General features: G+C 45.8%; 23 protein-coding genes, 1 tRNA gene and 2 pseudogenes. 16 read left to right on the top strand and 10 right to left on the bottom strand.

Annotated elements, in window-relative coordinates; genetic code table 11:
• The first annotated feature begins 110 nt into the window (after positions 1-110).
• Together EL341_RS02660 and ruvX are read left to right on the top strand one after the other, a co-directional pair.
• Complete coding sequence (locus tag EL341_RS02660; RefSeq protein WP_047779932.1) at positions 111-674, top strand: YqgE/AlgH family protein; 564 nt, start codon at positions 111-113, stop codon at positions 672-674.
• The gene (ruvX, locus tag EL341_RS02655) at positions 674-1,096 is read left to right on the top strand and encodes a Holliday junction resolvase RuvX (protein ID WP_047779931.1); all 423 of its coding nucleotides are present in this window, start codon (positions 674-676) and stop codon (positions 1,094-1,096) included. Before EL341_RS02660 ends, ruvX begins: the two co-directional genes overlap by 1 nt.
• 7 nt (positions 1,097-1,103) lie before the next feature.
• Here the strand turns inward: ruvX and EL341_RS02650 are convergent, their stop codons facing one another.
• Positions 1,104-1,637 carry a hypothetical protein gene (locus EL341_RS02650; protein WP_074820339.1) on the bottom strand — a complete coding sequence of 178 codons (534 nt, stop codon included), beginning with the start codon at positions 1,635-1,637 and terminating at the stop codon, positions 1,104-1,106.
• 111 nt (positions 1,638-1,748) lie between these two features.
• The gene (locus EL341_RS02645) at positions 1,749-2,741 is read right to left on the bottom strand and encodes a type IV pilus twitching motility protein PilT (RefSeq protein ID WP_074820341.1); all 993 of its coding nucleotides are present in this window, start codon (positions 2,739-2,741) and stop codon (positions 1,749-1,751) included.
• A gap of 23 nt (positions 2,742-2,764) precedes the next feature.
• Between EL341_RS02645 and EL341_RS02640 the strand changes: the two genes are divergently transcribed.
• From EL341_RS02640 to yggU, 4 genes are all read left to right on the top strand, one after another.
• Positions 2,765-3,466, top strand: a complete 702-nt coding sequence (locus tag EL341_RS02640; RefSeq protein ID WP_126466941.1) for a YggS family pyridoxal phosphate-dependent enzyme — start codon at positions 2,765-2,767, stop codon at positions 3,464-3,466.
• A gap of 56 nt (positions 3,467-3,522) precedes the next feature.
• Positions 3,523-4,341, top strand: a complete 819-nt coding sequence (proC, locus tag EL341_RS02635; protein ID WP_047779927.1) for a pyrroline-5-carboxylate reductase — start codon at positions 3,523-3,525, stop codon at positions 4,339-4,341.
• 143 nt (positions 4,342-4,484) lie between these two features.
• Entirely contained in the window at positions 4,485-5,030 is a 546-nt protein-coding gene (locus tag EL341_RS02630) for a YggT family protein (RefSeq protein WP_074820345.1), read from the top strand.
• On the top strand, positions 5,030-5,332 hold the full coding sequence (yggU, locus tag EL341_RS02625; RefSeq protein ID WP_047779925.1) for a DUF167 family protein YggU: 303 nt from the start codon (positions 5,030-5,032) through the stop codon (positions 5,330-5,332). The genes EL341_RS02630 and yggU overlap by 1 nt, the downstream gene beginning before the upstream one ends.
• Positions 5,333-5,494: 162 nt before the next feature.
• Here the strand turns inward: yggU and EL341_RS02620 are convergent, their stop codons facing one another.
• The gene (locus EL341_RS02620) at positions 5,495-6,307 is read right to left on the bottom strand and encodes a CDP-diacylglycerol diphosphatase (protein WP_074820348.1); all 813 of its coding nucleotides are present in this window, start codon (positions 6,305-6,307) and stop codon (positions 5,495-5,497) included.
• 327 nt (positions 6,308-6,634) lie between these two features.
• On the opposite strand from EL341_RS02620, the gene EL341_RS02615 reads away from it, so the two are divergent.
• Positions 6,635-7,228 (top strand): XTP/dITP diphosphatase, encoded by a 594-nt coding sequence (locus EL341_RS02615; protein ID WP_047779923.1) that lies wholly within the window; start codon positions 6,635-6,637, stop codon positions 7,226-7,228.
• Positions 7,221-8,351: a radical SAM family heme chaperone HemW gene (gene hemW, locus EL341_RS02610; protein ID WP_114986196.1), complete on the top strand. Its 1,131-nt coding sequence runs from the start codon at positions 7,221-7,223 to the stop codon at positions 8,349-8,351. Before EL341_RS02615 ends, hemW begins: the two co-directional genes overlap by 8 nt.
• Before the next feature lie 213 nt (positions 8,352-8,564).
• On the opposite strand, the gene EL341_RS02605 is transcribed toward hemW, so the two are convergent.
• From EL341_RS02605 to trmB, 3 genes are all read right to left on the bottom strand, one after another.
• On the bottom strand, positions 8,565-9,290 hold the full coding sequence (locus EL341_RS02605) for a DUF2884 family protein (RefSeq protein ID WP_047779921.1): 726 nt from the start codon (positions 9,288-9,290) through the stop codon (positions 8,565-8,567).
• A 438-nt stretch (positions 9,291-9,728) separates the two neighbouring features.
• Complete coding sequence (locus tag EL341_RS02600) at positions 9,729-10,061, bottom strand: YggL family protein (RefSeq protein WP_047779920.1); 333 nt, start codon at positions 10,059-10,061, stop codon at positions 9,729-9,731.
• On the bottom strand, positions 10,061-10,780 hold the full coding sequence (gene trmB, locus EL341_RS02595; protein ID WP_047779919.1) for a tRNA (guanosine(46)-N7)-methyltransferase TrmB: 720 nt from the start codon (positions 10,778-10,780) through the stop codon (positions 10,061-10,063). The genes EL341_RS02600 and trmB overlap by 1 nt, the downstream gene beginning before the upstream one ends.
• 308 nt (positions 10,781-11,088) lie before the next feature.
• On the opposite strand from trmB, the gene mutY reads away from it, so the two are divergent.
• The 6 genes from mutY to EL341_RS02570 all read left to right on the top strand — a co-directional run bounded on the left by mutY (position 11,089) and on the right by EL341_RS02570 (position 16,275).
• Positions 11,089-12,144, top strand: coding sequence for an A/G-specific adenine glycosylase (gene mutY, locus EL341_RS02590; RefSeq protein ID WP_164720432.1), 1,056 nt, complete (start codon positions 11,089-11,091; stop codon positions 12,142-12,144).
• A 2-nt stretch (positions 12,145-12,146) separates the two neighbouring features.
• The gene (locus EL341_RS02585; protein ID WP_047779917.1) at positions 12,147-12,419 is read left to right on the top strand and encodes an oxidative damage protection protein; all 273 of its coding nucleotides are present in this window, start codon (positions 12,147-12,149) and stop codon (positions 12,417-12,419) included.
• 32 nt (positions 12,420-12,451) lie between these two features.
• Positions 12,452-13,537 carry a membrane-bound lytic murein transglycosylase MltC gene (mltC, locus tag EL341_RS02580; protein WP_047779916.1) on the top strand — a complete coding sequence of 362 codons (1,086 nt, stop codon included), beginning with the start codon at positions 12,452-12,454 and terminating at the stop codon, positions 13,535-13,537.
• Between the two features lie 61 nt (positions 13,538-13,598).
• Positions 13,599-13,736, top strand: a complete 138-nt coding sequence (locus tag EL341_RS17555) for a hypothetical protein (RefSeq protein WP_158487412.1) — start codon at positions 13,599-13,601, stop codon at positions 13,734-13,736.
• Between the two features lie 80 nt (positions 13,737-13,816).
• Positions 13,817-14,542, top strand: a complete 726-nt coding sequence (locus tag EL341_RS02575) for a nucleoside/nucleotide kinase family protein (protein ID WP_126466938.1) — start codon at positions 13,817-13,819, stop codon at positions 14,540-14,542.
• Positions 14,543-14,856: 314 nt separating this feature from the next.
• Positions 14,857-16,275, top strand: a complete 1,419-nt coding sequence (locus EL341_RS02570; RefSeq protein ID WP_047779914.1) for a sodium:proton antiporter — start codon at positions 14,857-14,859, stop codon at positions 16,273-16,275.
• Positions 16,276-16,662: 387 nt separating this feature from the next.
• On the opposite strand, the gene EL341_RS02565 is transcribed toward EL341_RS02570, so the two are convergent.
• Together EL341_RS02565 and EL341_RS02560 are read right to left on the bottom strand one after the other, a co-directional pair.
• On the bottom strand, positions 16,663-17,247 hold the full coding sequence (locus EL341_RS02565) for a DUF2628 domain-containing protein (protein WP_083399614.1): 585 nt from the start codon (positions 17,245-17,247) through the stop codon (positions 16,663-16,665).
• A gap of 209 nt (positions 17,248-17,456) precedes the next feature.
• Positions 17,457-18,131, bottom strand: a complete 675-nt coding sequence (locus tag EL341_RS02560) for a MarC family NAAT transporter (protein WP_373876080.1) — start codon at positions 18,129-18,131, stop codon at positions 17,457-17,459.
• Between the two features lie 343 nt (positions 18,132-18,474).
• Here EL341_RS02560 and EL341_RS02555 point away from each other — a divergent pair.
• Positions 18,475-18,550 (top strand) — tRNA-Phe (locus tag EL341_RS02555).
• Between the two features lie 116 nt (positions 18,551-18,666).
• Here EL341_RS02555 and EL341_RS02550 read toward each other — a convergent pair.
• Both EL341_RS02550 and EL341_RS17695 read right to left on the bottom strand, forming a co-directional pair.
• Positions 18,667-18,921 (bottom strand): annotated as a pseudogene (locus tag EL341_RS02550) (DDE-type integrase/transposase/recombinase); the annotation flags it as partial.
• A 235-nt stretch (positions 18,922-19,156) separates the two neighbouring features.
• Positions 19,157-19,494: pseudogene (locus EL341_RS17695) on the bottom strand (integrase core domain-containing protein); the annotation flags it as partial.
• Between the two features lie 295 nt (positions 19,495-19,789).
• Between EL341_RS17695 and EL341_RS02540 the strand changes: the two are divergent.
• Positions 19,790-20,449, top strand: coding sequence for a DUF3313 domain-containing protein (locus EL341_RS02540; protein WP_074820364.1), 660 nt, complete (start codon positions 19,790-19,792; stop codon positions 20,447-20,449).
• Positions 20,450-20,621 lie beyond the last annotated feature (172 nt).

The raw sequence follows: 20,621 nt of genomic DNA, 5'->3' as shown, positions 1-20,621 counted from the left end.
TAGCGCCAAAATCATTCATTCTGAGCAACATCGAACCTCTAAATTTGTTATAATTCTCACAGGATGGCTGTGTTCATCCCTTTTTTTTATTTAGTCGGTGGTTTAACACGATGAACTTACAGCATCATTTTCTTATTGCTATGCCTACTCTGGAAGATCCCAACTTCAGCCATTCTGTGGTGTATATTTGTGAACACAATAAAAATGGTGCCATGGGGCTGGTAATTAACAAACCTCTGGGGCATCTGATAGTACAGGAAATTCTGGCCAAGTTAGACATCGATCCGATACCAAGAACCTCGAATCTTCATCTCAACAGTCCGGTACTGGATGGTGGGCCGCTGGCCGATGACCGAGGGTTTATTCTTCATACCCCGATGCAAAAATTCTCATCCAGCATTCAAATTTCTGATGATGTCATGATCACCTCTTCTAAAGACGTGCTGGAAACGTTGGGAACCGCCTCTCAACCACCGGAGGCATTAGTCGCCTTGGGCTATTCAGGTTGGGAAGCTGGCCAGCTAGAGCGAGAATTACTGCAAAATAGCTGGCTGACGGTGGAAGCCGATAGCAATATCCTGTTTCACACCCCTATCGAGCAACGCTGGCAGGCCGCAGCAGGCAAGCTGGGCGTCAATATCCACACCATTGCTCGACATGTAGGTCATGCATAATGGCTAATCGCACGGTTTTAGGATTTGATTTTGGCACTAAAAGTATTGGCGTAGCAATTGGTCAGGAGATCACTGGCACCGCCAGACCGCTTACCTCATTCAAAGCTAAAGAGGGCGTTCCTGACTGGCAGCAAATTGAAAAACTGCTGAAAGAGTGGCTGCCGGATTTAGTTGTGGTAGGACTGCCGTTAAATATGGATGGCACCGAGCAACCCGTTACCGCACAGGCCAGAAAATTTGCCAACCGCATTCACGGGCGTTTCGGCGTACAAATAGCCTTACATGATGAACGGCTAAGTACCGTGGAAGCGAAAGCCGATCTCTTCGATCGCGGAGGCTTCAGAGCCTTAAACAAAGGAAGCGTAGATGCCGCTTCCGCCGTCATTATTTTAGAAAGCTGGTTTGAACAGCAGTTAGGCTAACTCCCTATTACTTCAATAGGTTATCCAGCGTACCACCCCAATCAATGCTCAACTTAATGTTACAGGCCTGAGTCGCAGAATAATACACGGTATATCCCTGACGATTAGAGGTGCCTTTATATTCAGGTATCTCGCCGCAGCCGGTAATCACGTAATCGGTATTTGGCAAAGGAATTGAGTTTCCTGCCCCCAGTAAAGCAAAGTACTTACCGTACTCCCCTTGCCCGACCTTCTCTACCAACACATAATCGTTGGCGTTTAACTGGGTTCTGCTAACAATTTTTGCCGCACGCCCCTGGGCATCGGTCTTGCCAAACAGCGGTTTTTGAAACGCCGGATCGACTTCACCCTCTTTAATGACCACTAGATAAAAAGGTGTATTCGCCATTGGCTGATTTGTTTTTGGCTCCAGTAAACCAACGGTAATTTCAAACGTGCCTTCAGAACCATAGGTCGGTAATGTATTGTTATAATACCAATACCCACCACCGCCAATGCCCGCCAACAGAATTAATGCTACAACCCAACGTAATGCTTTCACTGCTTAATATTCCTTTTTATTACCTTGCTATGAATGGCGCCTACCCATAAAACAATAAATAGTTCAGCACATTTCAGCATAATAACAAAACCGTTTCTGGAATAAAGTCAGCTACCCCTCAATAACGCCTTCAGATACCAACTTAGCTCGATTTTGTTCCATAGTTTGCATACCTGTAGCCATTCCGGTCTGCAATAACGTTTGTAGTTGGTGACCTTTTCCCTCGCGAATCATATTGCTGACCGCTGGCGTATTTATCAGAACTTCGAATGCGGCAACTCGCCCTCCCTGACGGCAAGGAAGAAGCTGCTGGCAAACAACCGCGCGCAAGCTGGCGGCCAGTTGGCTGGCAACAAACTGTTTCTCTTCCGCCGGAAATACATCCAGGATTCGCTCAACGGACTGTATTGCTGAGCCGGTATGCAACGTGGCAAATACCAGATGCCCGGTTTCCGTCGCCGTTAACGCCAACCGTATGACTTCGGCATCACGCAGTTCACCGAGCAAGATAATATCTGGATCCTGACGCAACGCCGCATGCAGCCCCAGAGAGAATGAATTAACGTGAATCCCTATCTCTCGCTGTTGAATCAGGCTTTGCACACTATGGTGAATAAACTCAATGGGATCCTCCAACGTAATAATATGGCGAGATTGGTGGTGATTGATCTCAGCAATTAATGCCGCCAGCGACGTCGATTTCCCACTTCCCGTCGCCCCGGCCACAATAATCAAACCATGACGACGGCTCAACAGCTCAATTAACGCCGGGGGTATTCGTAGCGCTTCAGGTCTTGGAATTTCCGAACGGATAAAACGCAAGGCGGCGGATATCCCAGACCGCTGGCTGAAAATATTCGCCCTTAAACGCGTGCCATTCACCACCATAGCGCAATCCAGTTGACCATCTTGTTGGAATATCTGCCGCTGTTCGTCATTCAACATCGCCAAAAGCTGCTCTGACAACGATTCATTCGGCAACAAACTAGCGCCACAATGTTGTAAATCACCATTTACTCTCAATACGGCTAAATGCCCGGCGGAAAGATGCAGATCGGAGGCATTTTGCTTTACACTATAGGCAATTAATTCACATAGATTCATAAACGGGTTCCCTGAATAGACTTATGACGACTATCCAACAGAATCTTGCCGCGGTTAGGCAGAAAATTGCCGTCGCAGCACAACAATGCGATCGTTCTCCAGAAGAAGTTCAGCTACTTGCAGTTAGCAAAACCAAACCTGTAGCGGCGATTCAGGAAGCGATTGACGCCGGACAACGACAATTTGGCGAAAACTATGTACAGGAAGGCGTCGATAAAATTGCGCATTTCAATACCACACCTTTTGCCAACCAGTTGGAATGGCACTTTATCGGCCCTTTACAATCAAATAAAAGCCGTTTAGTCGCCGAACACTTCCATTGGATGCATACTCTGGATCGGGAAAAAATCGCTCATCGGTTAAACGAACAGCGACCGGCTGATATGCCGCCATTAAACGTGCTGATTCAAATTAATATCAGCGATGAACAAAGCAAGTCCGGCATTTCGCTAACAGAACTTTCTCAACTGGCACAGCAAATTAGCCAGTTACCTAATCTGGTATTTAGAGGATTAATGACTATTCCGGCACCTGAACCGGATCCTGCGCATCAATTGGCGGTATTTCAGCAAATGACCCAAGCATTTAACCAGTTGAAGTCCGAGCACCCACAAATAGATACCTTATCGATGGGCATGACCGATGATATGGCTAATGCCATTCGAGCCGGTAGCACCATGGTGCGCATTGGCACCGCTATTTTCGGTGCACGTGATTACGCTTAATTCGCGGGAATGATTCATTGGTTATCCGTGTGAAAACGAATAAAGAGAGACTTATCATGCAACATCGTAACATTGCGTTTATTGGTGCTGGCAATATGGCCAAAGCGATTATCTCCGGTTTAGTCAACAACGGTTATCCTGCTCAGTTGATTACCGCGACATCCCCTTCCATGAAGCAGGATGGCCCGCTGCATAACCAATACGGCATCAACTGCAGTAACGACAATATCGCCAGCGTTCGTCAGGCCGATGTAGTGGTATTAGCGGTAAAGCCGCAAATGATGGCGGAAGTCTGTGAGCAAATTCATCAACAGGTGGATCTAAATGGCAAGCTTATTTTGTCCATCGCCGCCGGCATCAGCGTAGAACGCTTCTATCAACTCCTCGGTAAAGTCGATCTTATCCGCATCATGCCTAATACACCTTCCCTGATCGGTTTAGGAATGAGTGGCCTGTACGCACCGGCTCAGGTTTCCATGCCGGATCGTCAGTTCACAGAACAACTGATGCAATCCGTGGGGGAAATCTGCTGGGTGGAACAGGAAAGCGGCATAAACAACATTATCGCCGCCGCCGGCAGTGCGCCAGCCTACTTCTTCCTGTTTATGGAATCCATGCAACAAGAAGCAGAGCGTCTGGGCTTTACCTCTGAGCAAGCGCGGTTGTTAGTTCAACAAACCGCCTTAGGAGCAGCGCAAATGGTAGTCAACAATCCCCAGTTAGATATTGCTACGCTACGTCAGCAGGTGACTTCCAAAGGAGGGACAACCGCAGAAGCATTACGGGTATTCAACGAAAATGGCCTGCCTGAAATCGTCGCCTCCGCGATGCAGGCTGCCAGCAAACGCGCCGTTGAAATGGAAAAATCCCTTTAATATGCGCTCAGGCAATGAATTCGCGGGTTCATTGCCATTTTTCCTTGAATTACTATATGCTAGCCACCAAATATAGCGCTGTACCATTTATCAGATTCAGAGCTGGTTGAGTGACTCAATCAGACATAGCCAAAGGGTTAAATATGAGTTTTTTATCTTATCTTATTGTGACTGTGCTCGATCTTTATGTGTCAGTACTGCTGCTACGAGTCTGGATGCAATGGGCAAAAGCCGATTTTTATAACCCATTCTCACAGTTTGTTGTGAAAATCACCCAACCGATAGTGGGTCCACTACGCCGAGTGATTCCATCCATTGGCCCTATTGATACCGCTTCAGTCCTGATCGCCTATATCCTGATCCTGCTGAAGTATGTACTTGGCTTATGGATACTCAATCAAGTGTTATTGTTCTTCCCGGTTTATTTGCCGCTGTCACTGCTGGAATTACTAACCATGGCAGGAAAATTGGTATTCTGGGTGATTATTATTCGTGCGTTGATGAGCTGGATCAGCCAGGGACGTAATCCGGTGGATCAGTTACTCATTCAGTTAACCGAACCCTTGTTATATCCAATTCGCCGCTTACTGCCGTCAATGGGTGGTATCGATCTGTCACCGATGATCCTGATTATGGTCCTGTACGGATTAAACTATCTGAAGTCCGATATTCTGGCGCTGATCTTATAATGAGCGCAGTTGAACAACAGCCGGATGCCATTGTGCTCCGGCTTTATATTCAGCCTAAGGCCAGCCGCGATCAAATTGTTGGTTTACACGGTGAAGAGTTAAAAGTCGCCATCACCGCTCCACCGGTTGACGGTCAGGCTAACGCCCATCTTATCAAGTTTCTGGCTAAGCAGTTCCGGGTCGCTAAAGGCATGGTGGATATTGAGAAAGGTGAGCTCGGTAGGCATAAGCAGGTGAAAATCAATCATCCCCAACAAATCCCACCAGAAATACAGAATTTACTGCCGTCTTCCCACGAGTAGCAGCGATCTTCACATCAGCATTTAAGTACATGCTCATCGATACGGAAGACATATCACTACCGAGTTTTGTTAGGTATTCACTTCAGCGACAGAGCGCATCGGCTCCAGAACGAGTATCCAGCCTAAAATAAGGTGATTACCCAGACCGTTTCACCGATTAAATTAAAATATCTGTGATGTCTTCAGTAAATCACAATGATAGTCCTGAATATCTCCGGTATAACCTAGATTCAGCCCCAATATATCCAGCCGGTTTGCCAGCATTAAATACATCGACGTATTGGCTTTATTGGTAAAGGGCACCAGCGCAATACCGTATTTAGCCATATTCTCTGCCGCATCGGGTACCTCAGCAGCCAACCGTTGAAACAGGCTCATCTGCCGGAATTGAAGTTCCGTTAACGTACGGGCGATATAATCATGATTGTTAATGCCATACTCCACCTTGGTCCACTTTTCGCTGAACTTATCCATTTGGTTATCCAACAGCGCTTTAATCTCTGGTTTAATGCAAGAGATATGAATATGGAGCTGTTCCTGACTACGCCCATAGGCCGAATTAATCGTCAAAGCCACCATATTACGCGGTATCGGTTGACCCGCTTGTCGAGCAAGGTAGTCCCGAGAATCCCAAGCCTTACTGAAATAGTCAGTCGTATCAGGTTGCAGTAAACGTTTATCTTCAATACCGCTAACTTTAGTGGCCGGAATTAACAAAAAATGCAAAGGGCCATTTCGATCCTTGAAAATAACGTATCCTTTGGCGACATCCGGCGTCAGGATCACATCCATACAAGAAGAAACCTGAGATTGCTTCATTTGCTGCTGAGGAATGCACTGCTGGCTGATGATTTTCCACAAGCTATCTGAATGACTGCGAACCCATCCCCACCAAGCCGCTAAAATAACTACAGCGACGATGAAAATAGCCGTCAACCATTTAAATAATTTCAACAGTCGCTTGTTGTTTTTCATTTATATTTTCAATCACTAATATGACCATTATACCGTCAGATTATAACACATTTGGAACAACACGTTAGAGTTTGGAAAAATATACCAATAGTATTATTTTTAATATAAATCAATATGATGAAATAACTCAATTAAGCCATCATATTGATTGTCCCCCATACCTGTGCAATAAAAAAGTCACTTTATACCATTTTCACTCATCAGCCAGCCTATGTTTGAGTTATGCTATGCGGCATTAAAAGTGAATGCATCAGCAGTAAGTCTGAGCATTTAGTATCATCCTCAGCTCAACTCTCGATAAAGGTCTCAATAAAGGTGGACTCCACTATGCAGAAACTCGTTCTGGCAACCGGTAATCCCGGTAAAGTTCGCGAACTGGCAAATCTTTTAGGCGATTTTGGTTTTGAGGTGATTGCCCAGACCGATCTTGGCGTTGATTCCGCCGAAGAAACCGGATTAACCTTTATAGAAAATGCCATTATCAAAGCCCGCCACGCCGCTCAGGTTACCGGCTTACCGGCTATTGCTGATGATTCGGGCATTGCGGTAGATGCCTTAGGCGGCGCTCCCGGTATTTACTCTGCCCGCTATGCCGGCTTAGATGCCAGCGATAAAGCTAATCTGGAAAAACTGCTGGAAACGTTAAAAGATGTCCCGGCTGACCAACGCCAAGCCCAGTTCCACTGCGTACTGGTTTATATGCGCCACGCTAACGACCCAATCCCACTGGTCTTTCACGCCAGTTGGCCTGGAGAGGTCCTGTTTGAGCCAAGCGGCGACGGCGGGTTCGGTTATGACCCGGTATTCTACCTGCCAGAGTTGGAATGCACTGCCGCAGAATTAAGCCGTGAGCATAAAAGCAAAATATCCCACCGAGGTCAGGCTCTGAGTATGTTACTGGATACGCTACGCAATGCTTAAGCTGCCACCGTTAAGCCTCTATATCCACATCCCTTGGTGCGTGCAGAAATGCCCGTACTGTGACTTTAATTCTCACGCATTGAAGGGTGAAGTACCGGATAGTGATTATGTAAATCATTTGCTGAACGATTTGGATAACGATATCCAACTCACCAGTGGTCGCTCCATCAGTACCATTTTTATCGGCGGTGGCACACCAAGTTTGCTCAGCGCTGAAGCAATGCAGAAACTGCTGGACGGTGTACGCGAGCGACTACCGGTAGATGCGCAGGCAGAAATCACCATGGAAGCCAATCCGGGCACCGTTGAAGCCGATCGCTTTAACGCTTATCAGCAGGCCGGGGTTAACCGCATCTCAATTGGGGTACAGAGCTTCAATCAGGCTAAGCTTGAGCGTCTGGGGCGTATACACGGCCCGCAGGAAGCTAAACGCGCCGCTCGGTTAGCGCAAGAGTTGGGATTACGCAGTTTTAATCTCGATCTAATGCATGGTTTACCGGATCAGACGCTGGAGCAGGCTCTTGACGATCTGCGTCAGGCCATTGAACTAAACCCGCCTCATCTTTCATGGTATCAACTCACCATTGAGCCCAATACCCTGTTTGGCTCTCGCCCGCCGGTACTGCCGGATGATGATGCTTTATGGGATATCTACCAGCATGGTCACCAGTTACTGAGTGCCGCAGGATATCAACAGTATGAAACTTCGGCCTACGCTAAGCCGGGTTATCAATGTCAACATAACCTGAACTACTGGCGTTTCGGCGATTATCTGGGGATCGGTTGCGGTGCCCACGGCAAGTTAAGCTTTACTGACGGACGCATTCTAAGAACGGTTAAAACCCGACATCCGCGCGGTTACATGACCGGTAATTATTTAGATAAGCAACATAACGTTGAAACAGATGAGCGCCCTTTTGAGTTCTTTATGAACCGCTTCCGCCTGCTTGAAGCCACACCCAGGGCTGATTTTGTTAACTTCACGGGTTTAGATGAAAGCCTTATCCGCGACAAGATCGATAGCGCGCTGGAACAAGGTTACCTGACAGAAACCGCTGAAGAGTGGCAAATTACCGAGAAAGGGAAATTATTTCTGAACTCGCTGTTGGAGTTATTTTTGTAGCCTAATGTTACTGTCATCCGTGCAAAAGCTGGAACGCGTAACCATAGGCGAAGCAAACATTCACATAGTAAATAGCTCGAAGGGTGAGTGAAACGAATCATCTCACCCTAAAGCCAAGCGCTGCGATTAAGCTAGATTCCGGTTTTCACCGGAATGACGGAAAGGCGACCGATAAAAACATATCACCATATTAATACCGTCATCCCGACAAACTTACTGAGGTAATACTCTTAATAAATCAACACGCTGCTGTTCCAGTTTAACGACTCGACCACAGGCTTCTTTACCAAACTGGTCAAAATCTTTTTCCTGCTTCTTCCATTCGTCCTGAATCTGCTGCTGTAAGCCGCCTAAACTGCCTAAAACTGCCTGTAATGGATTACTGGATTTTCCTGCTTTAGCCACCTGTTGTATGCCCAGTTCATTAATACTGTCCTGAAGCACGCCACCTAATGTATTTTGCAGAATAGTACGGCCATTAGTTTCCACCTGAGCAACGGCCTGATGATGGAACGCGATGCCTTCGGCGCGCGGCTCCAGCACTTTTTCCATTTCTTTGGTCAGATCGGAAGACAGCGTAACCAAACGCTTACGGACATTACTTTCCGTACCCAGCTGTTTAACAATAATACCGTCAAGCGCGCCCTGAGCCGTCTTCAAACGGGAGCGAACACCATCATTAATATAAGGCAAATCACCGCGTAAACTTTGTTGATAAGTCACGGCCTGGTTACGCGCGGCATCAGAAAGCGCTAACGCTTTGCCATTACGGGTAACATCACCATTTTTAGCGATCACCAATTCTCCGCTGGCGCCGACAACTTTAACCGTTTGCTGATTAATAAAAACGTCATCCTGCGGTTTAACATTACACTGATAAGCCGCTTGAGCCTGACAAGCCATCAACAGCAACAACGCTGCGCCGGTTTTTCGTAACATAACTATTCCTCAATAATTGACGCGAAATGGTTCTATTGACCGTCTTCGGCCTTCGCCTTCGCTGAACGCACCTGAGTATAGACAGTAATGTCAGGTGGGCGTTCAATATGAATTGCAGACAATGAAAAGAACTGATTGGTGATTAAATTAGCTTAATTGTAGATTTCGTCCGCTAACAATATTGAGACTAAATCAACACCTGTGTAGCGGCGAGTAAGGGGTGTTAACGGCGAACACCCTTTACAACCCCCGCCTTGCGCTGACGACTGTTGACCGGCGCTACGCGCCGGCAACCTCAGTCCAGACGAAGGCTTAACGTACCGGCCTAGCGCCGTTCCAGACGGCGCTAGGCCTTTCACAGCATCCATGCTGCTCATGCTATCTTCGTCTAAACTGAGGCAACATTCGTACGCTAAGTTTAAAGGTCAAGATCAAAAATTATTCGTCGTAATAATTAATATCCATCAGCTCGCTGACTTTTACATTCAGCATGCCTTTATCTTCCAGCCAGTTACTCACAATACCGCGATGTTCTTCAGTACATTTACCTATTTTTTGTAGGCAAACCAAACCATCCCACTGTAGGTAACCACCGCCTTCAAAGGACAGCCCATGAGTCTCAAAGACTTCATCGATAAAGCGATCGATCGTTTCATCAATTTTCTCAACCGGCGTTCCTTCAGGAAACGCCCAATTAACTAAAAATCCAATTTCCTGAAACTCATCAATCCGCATTTTTTTACGTAAACGACGACTACGTTGGTGTGCCATTATTCAATCCTCTCAAACATCAAATCCCAAACACCATGCCCCAAACGTTGACCGCGCAGCTCAAACTTGGTGAGCGGACGAGAATCAGGACGCGGCACATAAGTACCATCAACAGACAGGTTACGATACGCGGAAATCGCGTTCATCACCTCTAACATATGCTCGGCATAATTTTCCCAGTCGGTGGCCATATGGAAAACGCCACCCACTTTCAATTTTTTCAGAATCTCCATCGCGAACGGAGTTTGCAGGATACGGCGCTTATGATGGCGCGCTTTATGCCATGGATCGGGGAAAAATAGCTGAACCATATCCAGAGAAGCATCGGGGATCATCTTGTCCAACACTTCCACCGCATCGTGACACATCACCCGTAAATTCGCCACATCAGCTTCGTGAGCCGATGACAGACAAGCACCAACACCGGGGCTATGCACTTCAATCCCCAGAAAATCCTGAGTCGGATTATCCTCAGCCATTTTGACCAACGACATCCCCATACCGAAGCCAATTTCCAACGTAATTGGAGCGCTACGACCAAATAATGCCGATAAATCCAACGGTTCTGGTTGAAATTCAACCCCCATTACCGGCCAGTAGTTATCCAGAGCAAACTGCTGCCCTTTGGTTAACCGCCCTTGACGGCGAACAAAGCTCCGAACGCGGCGTAATGCACGCCCATTCTCATCAAACTCGGGAGAAATCACATCATTAATCATAGAAATTCTGTTTTATGTCGATCGCAGTTAATTACGCACTATATAGCCCAAATAATTCAAGTAGCAGTCAGACGGCCAAGAGTCCCCTGCAACGTGAAGTATGACGGGTATACAAATTCAAACCGGCATAATACCTTATATTGGACAAATCCTTAAACAATCCCTGATGAGCAATCACTCTAAGCTCACTATTTATTACTCTAATCAGGTAAAGATAAATCATTATCTCAAGTTACGGTTTACTCTGGCGGTCGTCTGTGCTGGAATCACCCCCATATTATTTTCTATCCGGGAAACATCACACTTATATGATGCAAGCGAAACCATTTGCACAGGCAGTTTTGAACTGGTACCAACAATACGGTCGAAAAACCCTTCCCTGGCAAATTGAAAAAACGCCGTATCATGTCTGGTTATCCGAGGTGATGTTGCAACAAACTCAAGTTGCTACCGTTATTCCCTATTTTCAGCGTTTTATTGCTAAATTTCCCGATATCAATTCGCTGGCCGCTGCGCCAACCGATGAGGTGTTACATCTCTGGACAGGACTAGGCTATTACGCCAGAGCACGTAACCTGCATAAAGCTGCAAAAAAAATCGCTCAAGAACATGGCGGTATTTTCCCCACAGATTTCGACACGGTTTTCGACCTACCGGGTATTGGGCGTTCTACCGCCGGTGCTATCCTCTCGCTATCCCTTAATCAGCACTACCCTATTCTTGACGGTAACGTAAAACGGGTCATTGCTCGCTATTATGCCGTTGAAGGCTGGCCGGGTAAAAAAGAGGTTGAAAAACGCCTGTGGGATCTCAGTAGCGAAGTCACACCAGCCCAAGGCGTTGCCCAGTTTAATCAGGCGATGATGGACTTAGGCGCAATGGTCTGTACTCGTTCCAAGCCGAAATGCGAGCTCTGCCCGTTAAACAACGGCTGTATTGCCTATGCCAACCAAAGCTGGTCAGCTTATCCGGGTAAAAAACCGAAACAGCAAATCCCAGAAAGAAACGCGTGGTTCCTGTTACTCAAGAACAATGATAAAGTCTGGCTGGAACAACGACCGGATGTCGGACTCTGGGGCGGCCTTTACTGTTTTCCACAATTCAGTGATGAGGCTACCATGTCGCAATGGCTGGAACAGCGCGGCATGTCGGCTAAAAATTTAAAGCAGCAAATCGCTTTTCGTCATACGTTTAGCCACTTCCATCTGGATATTATCCCGATGTTACTCGACACTATCCCGGATAAGCGCTGTTTGGATCAACCCAACGGCCTCTGGTATAACCTGGCGCAGCCACCCTCCGTTGGTTTGGCAACGCCCGTTGAACGATTACTCAATCAGCTTAGAAATGAACACGAGGATTAAGCATGAGCAGAACCATTTTCTGTCGTTACCTGCAAAAAGAAGCCGAAGGGCAAGACTTCCAGCTTTATCCCGGTGACCTAGGCAAACGCATTTTCAATGAAATATCTAAAGAAGCATGGTCACAGTGGATGACAAAACAGACTATGCTTATCAATGAGAAAAAATTGAATATGATGGATCCGGAGCATCGCAAGCTCCTTGAACAAGAGATGACCAATTTTCTGTTCGAAGGCAAAGACGTCCAAATTGATGGATATACGCCACCTAGCCAATAATCTTTATTTTTAAATAGTGCACCATCAGAAAAATGATCATTAACTTTAAAAAAATCTGTGCGTTACTGCTGGTAACGCCTTTACTGTTTTCCTGCGGTGGTAAGAAACCCAAGGTTAACACCGACCAATATATTAAAGATACCAATGCCTTCGATATTCTGATGGGGCAGTTTGCCCACAACGTAGAGAATATCTGGGGCATGAGTGAAGTCCTGATCGCCGGTCCAAAAGACTATGTGAAATACACCGATCAGTACCGCACTCGCAGCCATATCAACTTTGATGCCGGTACGATTACCGTGGAAACGCTGTCTCCGGAAGATCCTGTTGGGAGTCTGCGCCAAACGATTATTGCCACCCTGTTGATGGGTGAAGATCCACAAACTACCGACCTCTACTCTGACGTAAACGACATCCAAATCAGTAAAGAACCGTTTCTGTACGGTCAGGTGTTAGATCAGGACGGGAATACCATTCGCTGGCAATGGCGTGCCTCCCACTTTGCCGATTATCTGTTACAGACCAAACTGCAAAAACGCACCGTTGGCCTCCGGGTGATCTGGTCGGTGAATATCCCACTGGTGCCAAACCACTTGGATAAGCGTGCGCATAAGTATCTGTCTTATGTACGTAAAGCATCGCAAAAATACAAAGTGGAAGAATCACTGATTTTGGCGATTATGCAAACCGAATCCAGCTTTAACCCATACGCCGTCAGCCGTTCAGATGCGCTGGGTCTGATGCAGGTAGTACAGCATACCGCTGGTCAAGACGTCTTTAAAATGCAGGGTAAATCAGGCAACCCAAGCCGTAATTATCTGTTCGACCCAGAAAGCAATATCGACACCGGTACCGCTTATCTGGCTATTTTGCAGAACAACTATTTGGGCGCCATTACTAATCCAACCTCACGTCGTTATGCGGTTATTACCGCCTATAACGGCGGTGCGGGCAGCGTATTAAAGGTGTTCTCCAGCGATCGTAATAAAGCGCCGGATGTGATTAACCGTATGTCGCCGGGGGATGTGTACCAAACCTTGACCACTAAACATCCGTCGGCAGAATCGCGTAACTATCTGTATAAAGTGAATACCGCACAGAAGAATTACCGACGCTAACACTAATCTTCAGGCCACTGACAAACGGTGGCCTGAAACCCAACAATTAAGGAATATCGCTATGGGTGGCATCAGCTTACCTCAAATTATCGGCATTGCAGTCGCCGTTGGCATCGTTATCTTCTGGCAAAAGCGCCAGCGTGACAAAGCTGCCGCGCTACGCAAGCAGCAAGATAACCAGCAAAACAGTCAGGATTAATCATGTTTTAATGACAAAAATTCAATGACAAAAATAATGCTATTCGCTCAGGTTGATAGCGTTATTCAAGGAGCTTGTCGATGAATGTGGAATTGAATGTTAATGGACTCAGCTATATCGCCTCATTTCCAGACCAAGATATACGCGAACTACACCTGCCGCTACTGCGCAAATTAACCGCATTACAACAGCAAAAAAAACGGCGCTTGATTGTCTTTCTGACTGCGCCTCCCGGTATTGGTAAATCAACCCTGACCTGCTTCTGGCAAACCTTATCCCATCAGCATATCGAGTTGCAGAACCTTCAGGGACTGCCCATGGATGGCTTTCACCACTATAACAGCTATCTGGATGAACATAATCTACGCGCCAGAAAAGGCGCTCCGGACACTTACGATCTGGGGCTGCTGAAGGACTATTTACAACAGTTAAATCAGCCGGAACCCTGCTGGCCTAGTTACGATCGTAACCTGCACGACCCCATTCAAAATGCTATTCAGGTCACCGCTCCCATTGTAGTGGTAGAAGGTAATTGGCTATTACTCAAAGAACCGGGATGGCAAGAGCTAATACATTATTGTGATTACAGCATTTTTATCGGTAGTCCGATTGAAAACCTGAAGCAGCGCCTGATTAATCGCAAAATGAAGGGCGGATTGCGCCATGCTGATGCAGAAAACTTCTTTGAAAACTCCGACAGTTTGAATGTAAAACGAGTTTTGGCCAACAGTCAGCGCGCTGATTTAACCTTAATGATGCTGGAAGATGGTTCATATCGTCCAGTGGGCAGCCATAGCACCCTGTAAAGACGATCATTTGGCTCTGACCGAACAACTAAAATATGGCTCCCGGCTTGTTCTGGAGCCATGATAAAACATTGAAATAGCCTGAATATGGCACGCCAGATACAAGGTTAAGTCTCTACTATCAATTAAAATCACCAAAAAACTCACAGAGCGTTCGCCAAAATAAGTCATATGTGTCATGGTTCTTCACTTCAAACGCAGTATATTCTCCAATGAACCAGATTAACCCCCGCACTCTCTTTGACAGGCAGGCTAAGTTTTTGCTCAAATACCGCAACGTGTCTACTTACCCCATCCGCTATTGGAGTAACCTGATGTCTCATCAGTCATTATTAAAATTATTATGTCTCTTCTTTGGCCTCTTAACCCCGGTTGTTGGGTTCGCCGCAGATATTGATGGTTCAACGCTTAGTCTGGCTTGGGGAATTCCGTTTGTCGGCATTTTGCTCTCTATCGCTCTTTGCCCGTTAATTATCCCAACCATTTGGCATCATCACTTTGGCAAAATTACCGCACTCTGGTCGGTACTGTTTCTGATTCCATTTACCATGACCTTTGGTATGGATCTCAGCGTAGGTTTGGTTTCCCATGCCATGCTGGCGGAATACATCCCATTTATTATTCTATTACTGTCGCTATTTACTGTTTCAGGCGGCATTTTGGTCAAAGGTAACCTGCACGGTTCACCCAAGCTGAATACCGCCCTGTTGGCTATTGGCGCGGTATTAGCCTCACTGATGGGAACCACCGGCGCTGCGATGCTGTTAATCCGTCCGCTAATTCGCGCCAACGATAATCGCAAACATCGGGTTCACGTCATTATTTTCTTTATCTTTCTGGTGGCCAATATTGGCGGCGGCCTGACACCTCTCGGCGATCCACCGCTGTTTATCGGCTTTTTGAAGGGAGTAGACTTCTTCTGGACTGCTCAGCATATGCTATTACCGGTATTTATCTGTACGGCGGTATTACTGGTGCTGTTCTATCTGGTCGATAGCTATTACTACAAACGTGAAGATGAACTTGAACCACGGGATCCAACACCTGACTCAAAATTACGTCTATACGGTAAATTTAATTTTATTCTGCTATTAGCCATCGTTGGCAGCGTATTACTCTCCGGCTTCTGGAAACCCGGTATCGAGATCACTCTACTCGGCGTTCATATGGGGCTACAGGATATTAGCCGCGATGTTCTACTGTTGGTCATCGCCGGTCTCTCTATGCTGTTTACCGCGAAGCAGATTCGCTCTGCCAACCAGTTTAACTGGGAGCCGATTCTGGAAGTGGGTAAATTATTTGCCGGTATCTTTATTACCATAGGCCCGGTATTGGCAATACTGCGTGCCGGTCAGGAAGGCCATATGGCGGGCTTAGTCGCGATGGTGTCTGACTCGCAAGGGGCACCGATTAACGCCATGTATTTCTGGCTGTCTGGCGCGCTATCTGGCTTCTTAGACAATGCACCAACCTATCTGGTGTTCTTTAACCTAGCTGCCGGTGATGCAGCGACGCTGATGGGCCCACTTCAACAGACTTTACTGGCTATCTCTATGGGTTCCGTGTTTATGGGCGCGCTGACCTATATTGGTAATGCACCAAACTTTATGGTGAAGAGCATCGCCACCCAAAGCGGCATTAAGATGCCGAGCTTCTTTGGCTATATGAAGTGGTCATTCGGTATTTTAATCCCGTTGTTCTTAATTTTGACCGGTATTTTCTTTCTGGTTTGATTATCGAGGGGGTTGAAGAACCTGAGATAAATCATGCAATGGCAATTGGTTAAGAAAGTGCCAAACGTTAGTTTTATTTGTTGCCCTTTTATTGAGCGCTGGAATTCAGCCGACAACTGAGTGAGGGAGCACGCCCATCAGGGATGATGGGCGAGGCGCTGCTTCGTCTGGAACGAATCAGCGCCGGTGCGTTAACCCGAACGAAGGAGGAGGGCAGTCGCCGAAGGCGGCCTGGATTCAGGGGCGAAGGCGCGGAGTGCAGAGGCGCTCGCCTTAGCGCCTCTGCTCGGCCACGTGCACCCACGTTGATTCATTCTCTGTACTGATAGTGGACGAAACTTTCGCTGTCATTAAACTTAACTAACCATCAGCAGATTATTTCAACTATCAATAACCAACCATCGCCGACATTGAAACCATAATAATCACAAACAATATACCAAACGCAATCAGTGCTCCAGCCAGATTGGTTCCGCCTTTAGCGGCTAATGCCGGAACGATATCATCGCCTTTGGCCACAGCCAGGGTTTCGGCAATTTTCTTATCCATATGCTGTTTATAGAGCTTATTTGCCAGCATACCGGCACCAATCCCCAAAGCGATGCTGGTTACGTTCATCATGGCTTCAGATACTCCCATTAGTGATTCAATCACCGTCAGCAAAAAGCCAAGTCCCAAGTAAATCGCCGCGTATCCGTACATTTTGCGATAAATAAACCAGAACACGCCCAGAAAGAACGCCGCCCAGTTCCAGCCTTTAGGAATATCCTGCCCCTGCGGGAAGAAAGAATAATACTTACTGCCAACAAAAATTTTCGAATATTCATTGGTTGCCGCGGCTGGCGTACTCTGAGCGGTACCGGTAATAACGTCAGAAACCGCATAAGGATTTACCGAAGCTGACTCATCACATACCACGCATTCGCCGTTATCATTAACCGACATATTTCCACATTTCGAACACTTATCCATGACATCTTCCCGTATTTATCGCAGTTTATTCTCTGCCGTTCACATCGCCGGATAGCAAAAATCGGGCTTATAGTATCGTTCATAGGTGGGGTTTTCAATAAAACCACCGTGCTGATAAGCTCAGCACGGTGGTTGAATATCTGAAGTTTTTTATCTCTGCGTACAGATAATCATTAGAGGAATAGCATCAAAACAGCGAAGATATACGATTAAGCACCGGGGTAAGTCTTAATCAATTCAAATACCCCGTTAATAATAAATTGGATACCCATACACACCAGTAAAAAGCCCATCACCCGAGAAATAGCTTCAATACCGCTTCGGCCAACGCGCTGCATAATCATTCCGGAGCTACGTAGGCTGATCCACAATATCAGTGCCAATATCAGGCTGGTGGCAATCACCGAGCCATAAACAACCCATTCACTGTAGTCCAACACCTGATGCCAGGTTGATGCCGCGGAAATCACCATAGCGATAGTTCCCGGCCCCGCAGTACTCGGCATGGCAATAGGCACAAAGGCGATATTCTGGGTGGCGGGTTTGATTACCTTAGCGCCCTCGCCCTCTTTGTGTTCCAGAATTTTATGAGCACTCGGCGGCGGAAACAGCATTCTAAAACCAAGATAAGCCACAATCAGACCGCCGGCGATACGCAAACCGGGAATAGAAATGCCGAATAACTTCATGACTACTTCACCACAGAAGAATGAAATAATCAGAATCAAAAAGACATAAAACGAGGACATCATCGCCTGACTGTTCCGCTCTTCCCGGCTCATATCTCCGCTAAGGCTAAGAAACAGAGCGACAGATGTCAGCGGGTTAGTCAAAGGAATCAGCAATACCAGCCCCAGACCAATCAGGTGTAACATTTGCAAAATGGCATCCATTATTATGGGCTCACTATTATTAAGTTATAAAACAATAAAACGTCAGCATTAACCTGTCGGCTAAAACCAACGCGATGCCGTACACAGGGCATACAAAGGATAAGTTAACCTGACGTTATCATTCGAGCGGCCAGTATAGATAGCGCGACGGAATTAATATTAGCAACCTGAGCCTAACGCCGCATTAAGATTCTATCCGCCGGCAAATTTGGCCATTTTTTTAGATATATTGCGCGGAATTGTTTGAAAAAAAAGCAACTAATCAGCTTTTATAGCCTTACTGAATTAAAGTATTTGACCTTCACCGCGTAATCCGGTTTAATGTCGCTCCACTGCCCGGATAGCTCAGTCGGTAGAGCAGGGGATTGAAAATCCCCGTGTCCTTGGTTCGATTCCGAGTCCGGGCACCATATTTAGAGAAATAGACGTCAATCGACGTCTATTTTTTTATTCAAAATTCAGTCACACTCTATCAAAACTAACAATTACCCCGACGGCTCCTGCTCTATTTTATCTGATATCGTTAGAGTAACTGCCTGAACTCTCTACTGGTATAGTGGCTACCTTGGTCCGAGTGATATGATAATCCTGTAGGTTTACCTCACGCTTCCCAGGCTATTGTCAGGGCTTTTCCTGTCAGTGCGGAGTCTGAAGAGAATGACATTACCCAACCCACAGCTTTACGTGAAAACAGACCCAATATAACGGCCAAATATGTCCAATGTTTTCCCGTCCAGATATAGGTCACATCACCACACCAAACTTGATTTGGCTCAGTTAGTACACATAGCGAAAAATAATTAAGGAACATCATTGTTCAAATAAACAAATAGCAGTTCGATAGTAGAGACAGACACTATTTACCAGAATTGTAATTCAACTTAAAAAATTTCTTATTTCGCAATAGATTAATTTTAACTACCACTTACCAATCTCTAGTTCATAACATCTTTGGTTCATAATAGATAATGGGCTTCTGAAATTTTAGGATGTCTTGGGTTGTGAGTACACACATTTTAGTTCCAAGTACTTTTTGAGATTTCCAGCGTCAGGTTATTCAGGGATTAATGAAATCACTCACTGTTGTATTCAGCCAGCGATCTGTGATCTCCCTCGCTTCATTTAGTATGATGAACAGGTGAAAATCCAGTATTTCTGTCCGGTAAGTCTGGTTAAACCGTTCGAGAAACGCGTTTTACGTCAGCTTTCCCAGATTGATAAATTCTAGCATCATGCAATGGGCTGAAGACCATGCATGATGCTAGAACCAGTGATATCCGTTTCGGCCGCGATTCATCCACATTTTTAGTAGATACCCTCGGTTTACCACTATCCTATCCAGTACCCGAACGACCCACTTCTGGTGCTCTGTGAATCGGAATATAAATTTTAAAGAAAGTATAAAAATCTATCTGCTAGTTTATTTTTATCTTCTATATTTTATATTCTAGAGAAAATCTCAACATTACTTTTTCTGCATCTCACTGACATTTGTTATTGGAAGACAGAGCCACAAATAGGATAAATCTTAATATTCTGCTGATGTTTTAAATTAGCTAATCATGGTGTGTAGTAAAACCAATAGCATTTAGTGTTACTGACTATAACAATTTCTATTTTAAAAAAATTTCATGTAGAGGATTCATAGAATGTTAACAACAAAACAGATTTCTGCAGGTATCGTAATTGGTAGCCTTTTATTAGGTGGCTGTACTTCTAAGGTTGCTAACAATACAGAATTATCTGGTTTCTTGTCTGATTATACTCACTTGCAGAAAGTGAATAGTCCTTCAGGCCAAACCGTATTGCGCTGGGTCGATCCTTCTGTCAATAGCAAACAATTTACTAACCTCTATTATGAGCCCATAAAATTCTATCCGACACCTAAACCAACAGCACAAATCAGTCAGGATACCTTAAATAAAGTGCTTAGTTATACTAACCAGAACATCAAGTCTGCTTTAGGTCAGAGATTTACGCTGGTTAACAGTCCTAAAGGAGCGAATACTTTAATATTCCGAGGTGCAATTACTGGCGTAACTACTGCTAACGAAGGTCTGCAATTCTATGAAGTTATTCCTGTTGCGTTGGTTATTGCCGGAACTATGGCCGTAACCGGAAATCGAAGTCAAGATACCCAATTGTTTTTTGAAGGTCAGTTCATCAATGCAGCAACTGGAAAACCTGTATTTGAAGTTGTACGTAAAGGCTTTGGTAAGCAATTGAATAACGACTCCCAGAAACTCACCGTGGAAGATCTGAAAAAGATTGTTACTGATATGGCTTCAGACATTACTCATTATCAATAAAATAGTGGGCAAACTTAATCCTGATATAGGTTGACCGTTTTCGACTTTAAAACGCCTGATGTACTTCATCGGGCGTTTTGTATGTACGTGATGTCCGCTACCTCATCACACCACACTGCAACATAACGCGCTCATTACAGAATTCTGAAGGCTTTGCTGCGCCTGTGGCTAC

It is taken from the genome of Pragia fontium, from assembly GCF_900638655.1.
Lineage (GTDB): Bacteria > Pseudomonadota > Gammaproteobacteria > Enterobacterales > Enterobacteriaceae > Pragia > Pragia fontium.
The sequence above is the reverse complement of the archived record's forward strand: the minus strand, read 5'-3'. Positions and strand labels throughout refer to the sequence as shown.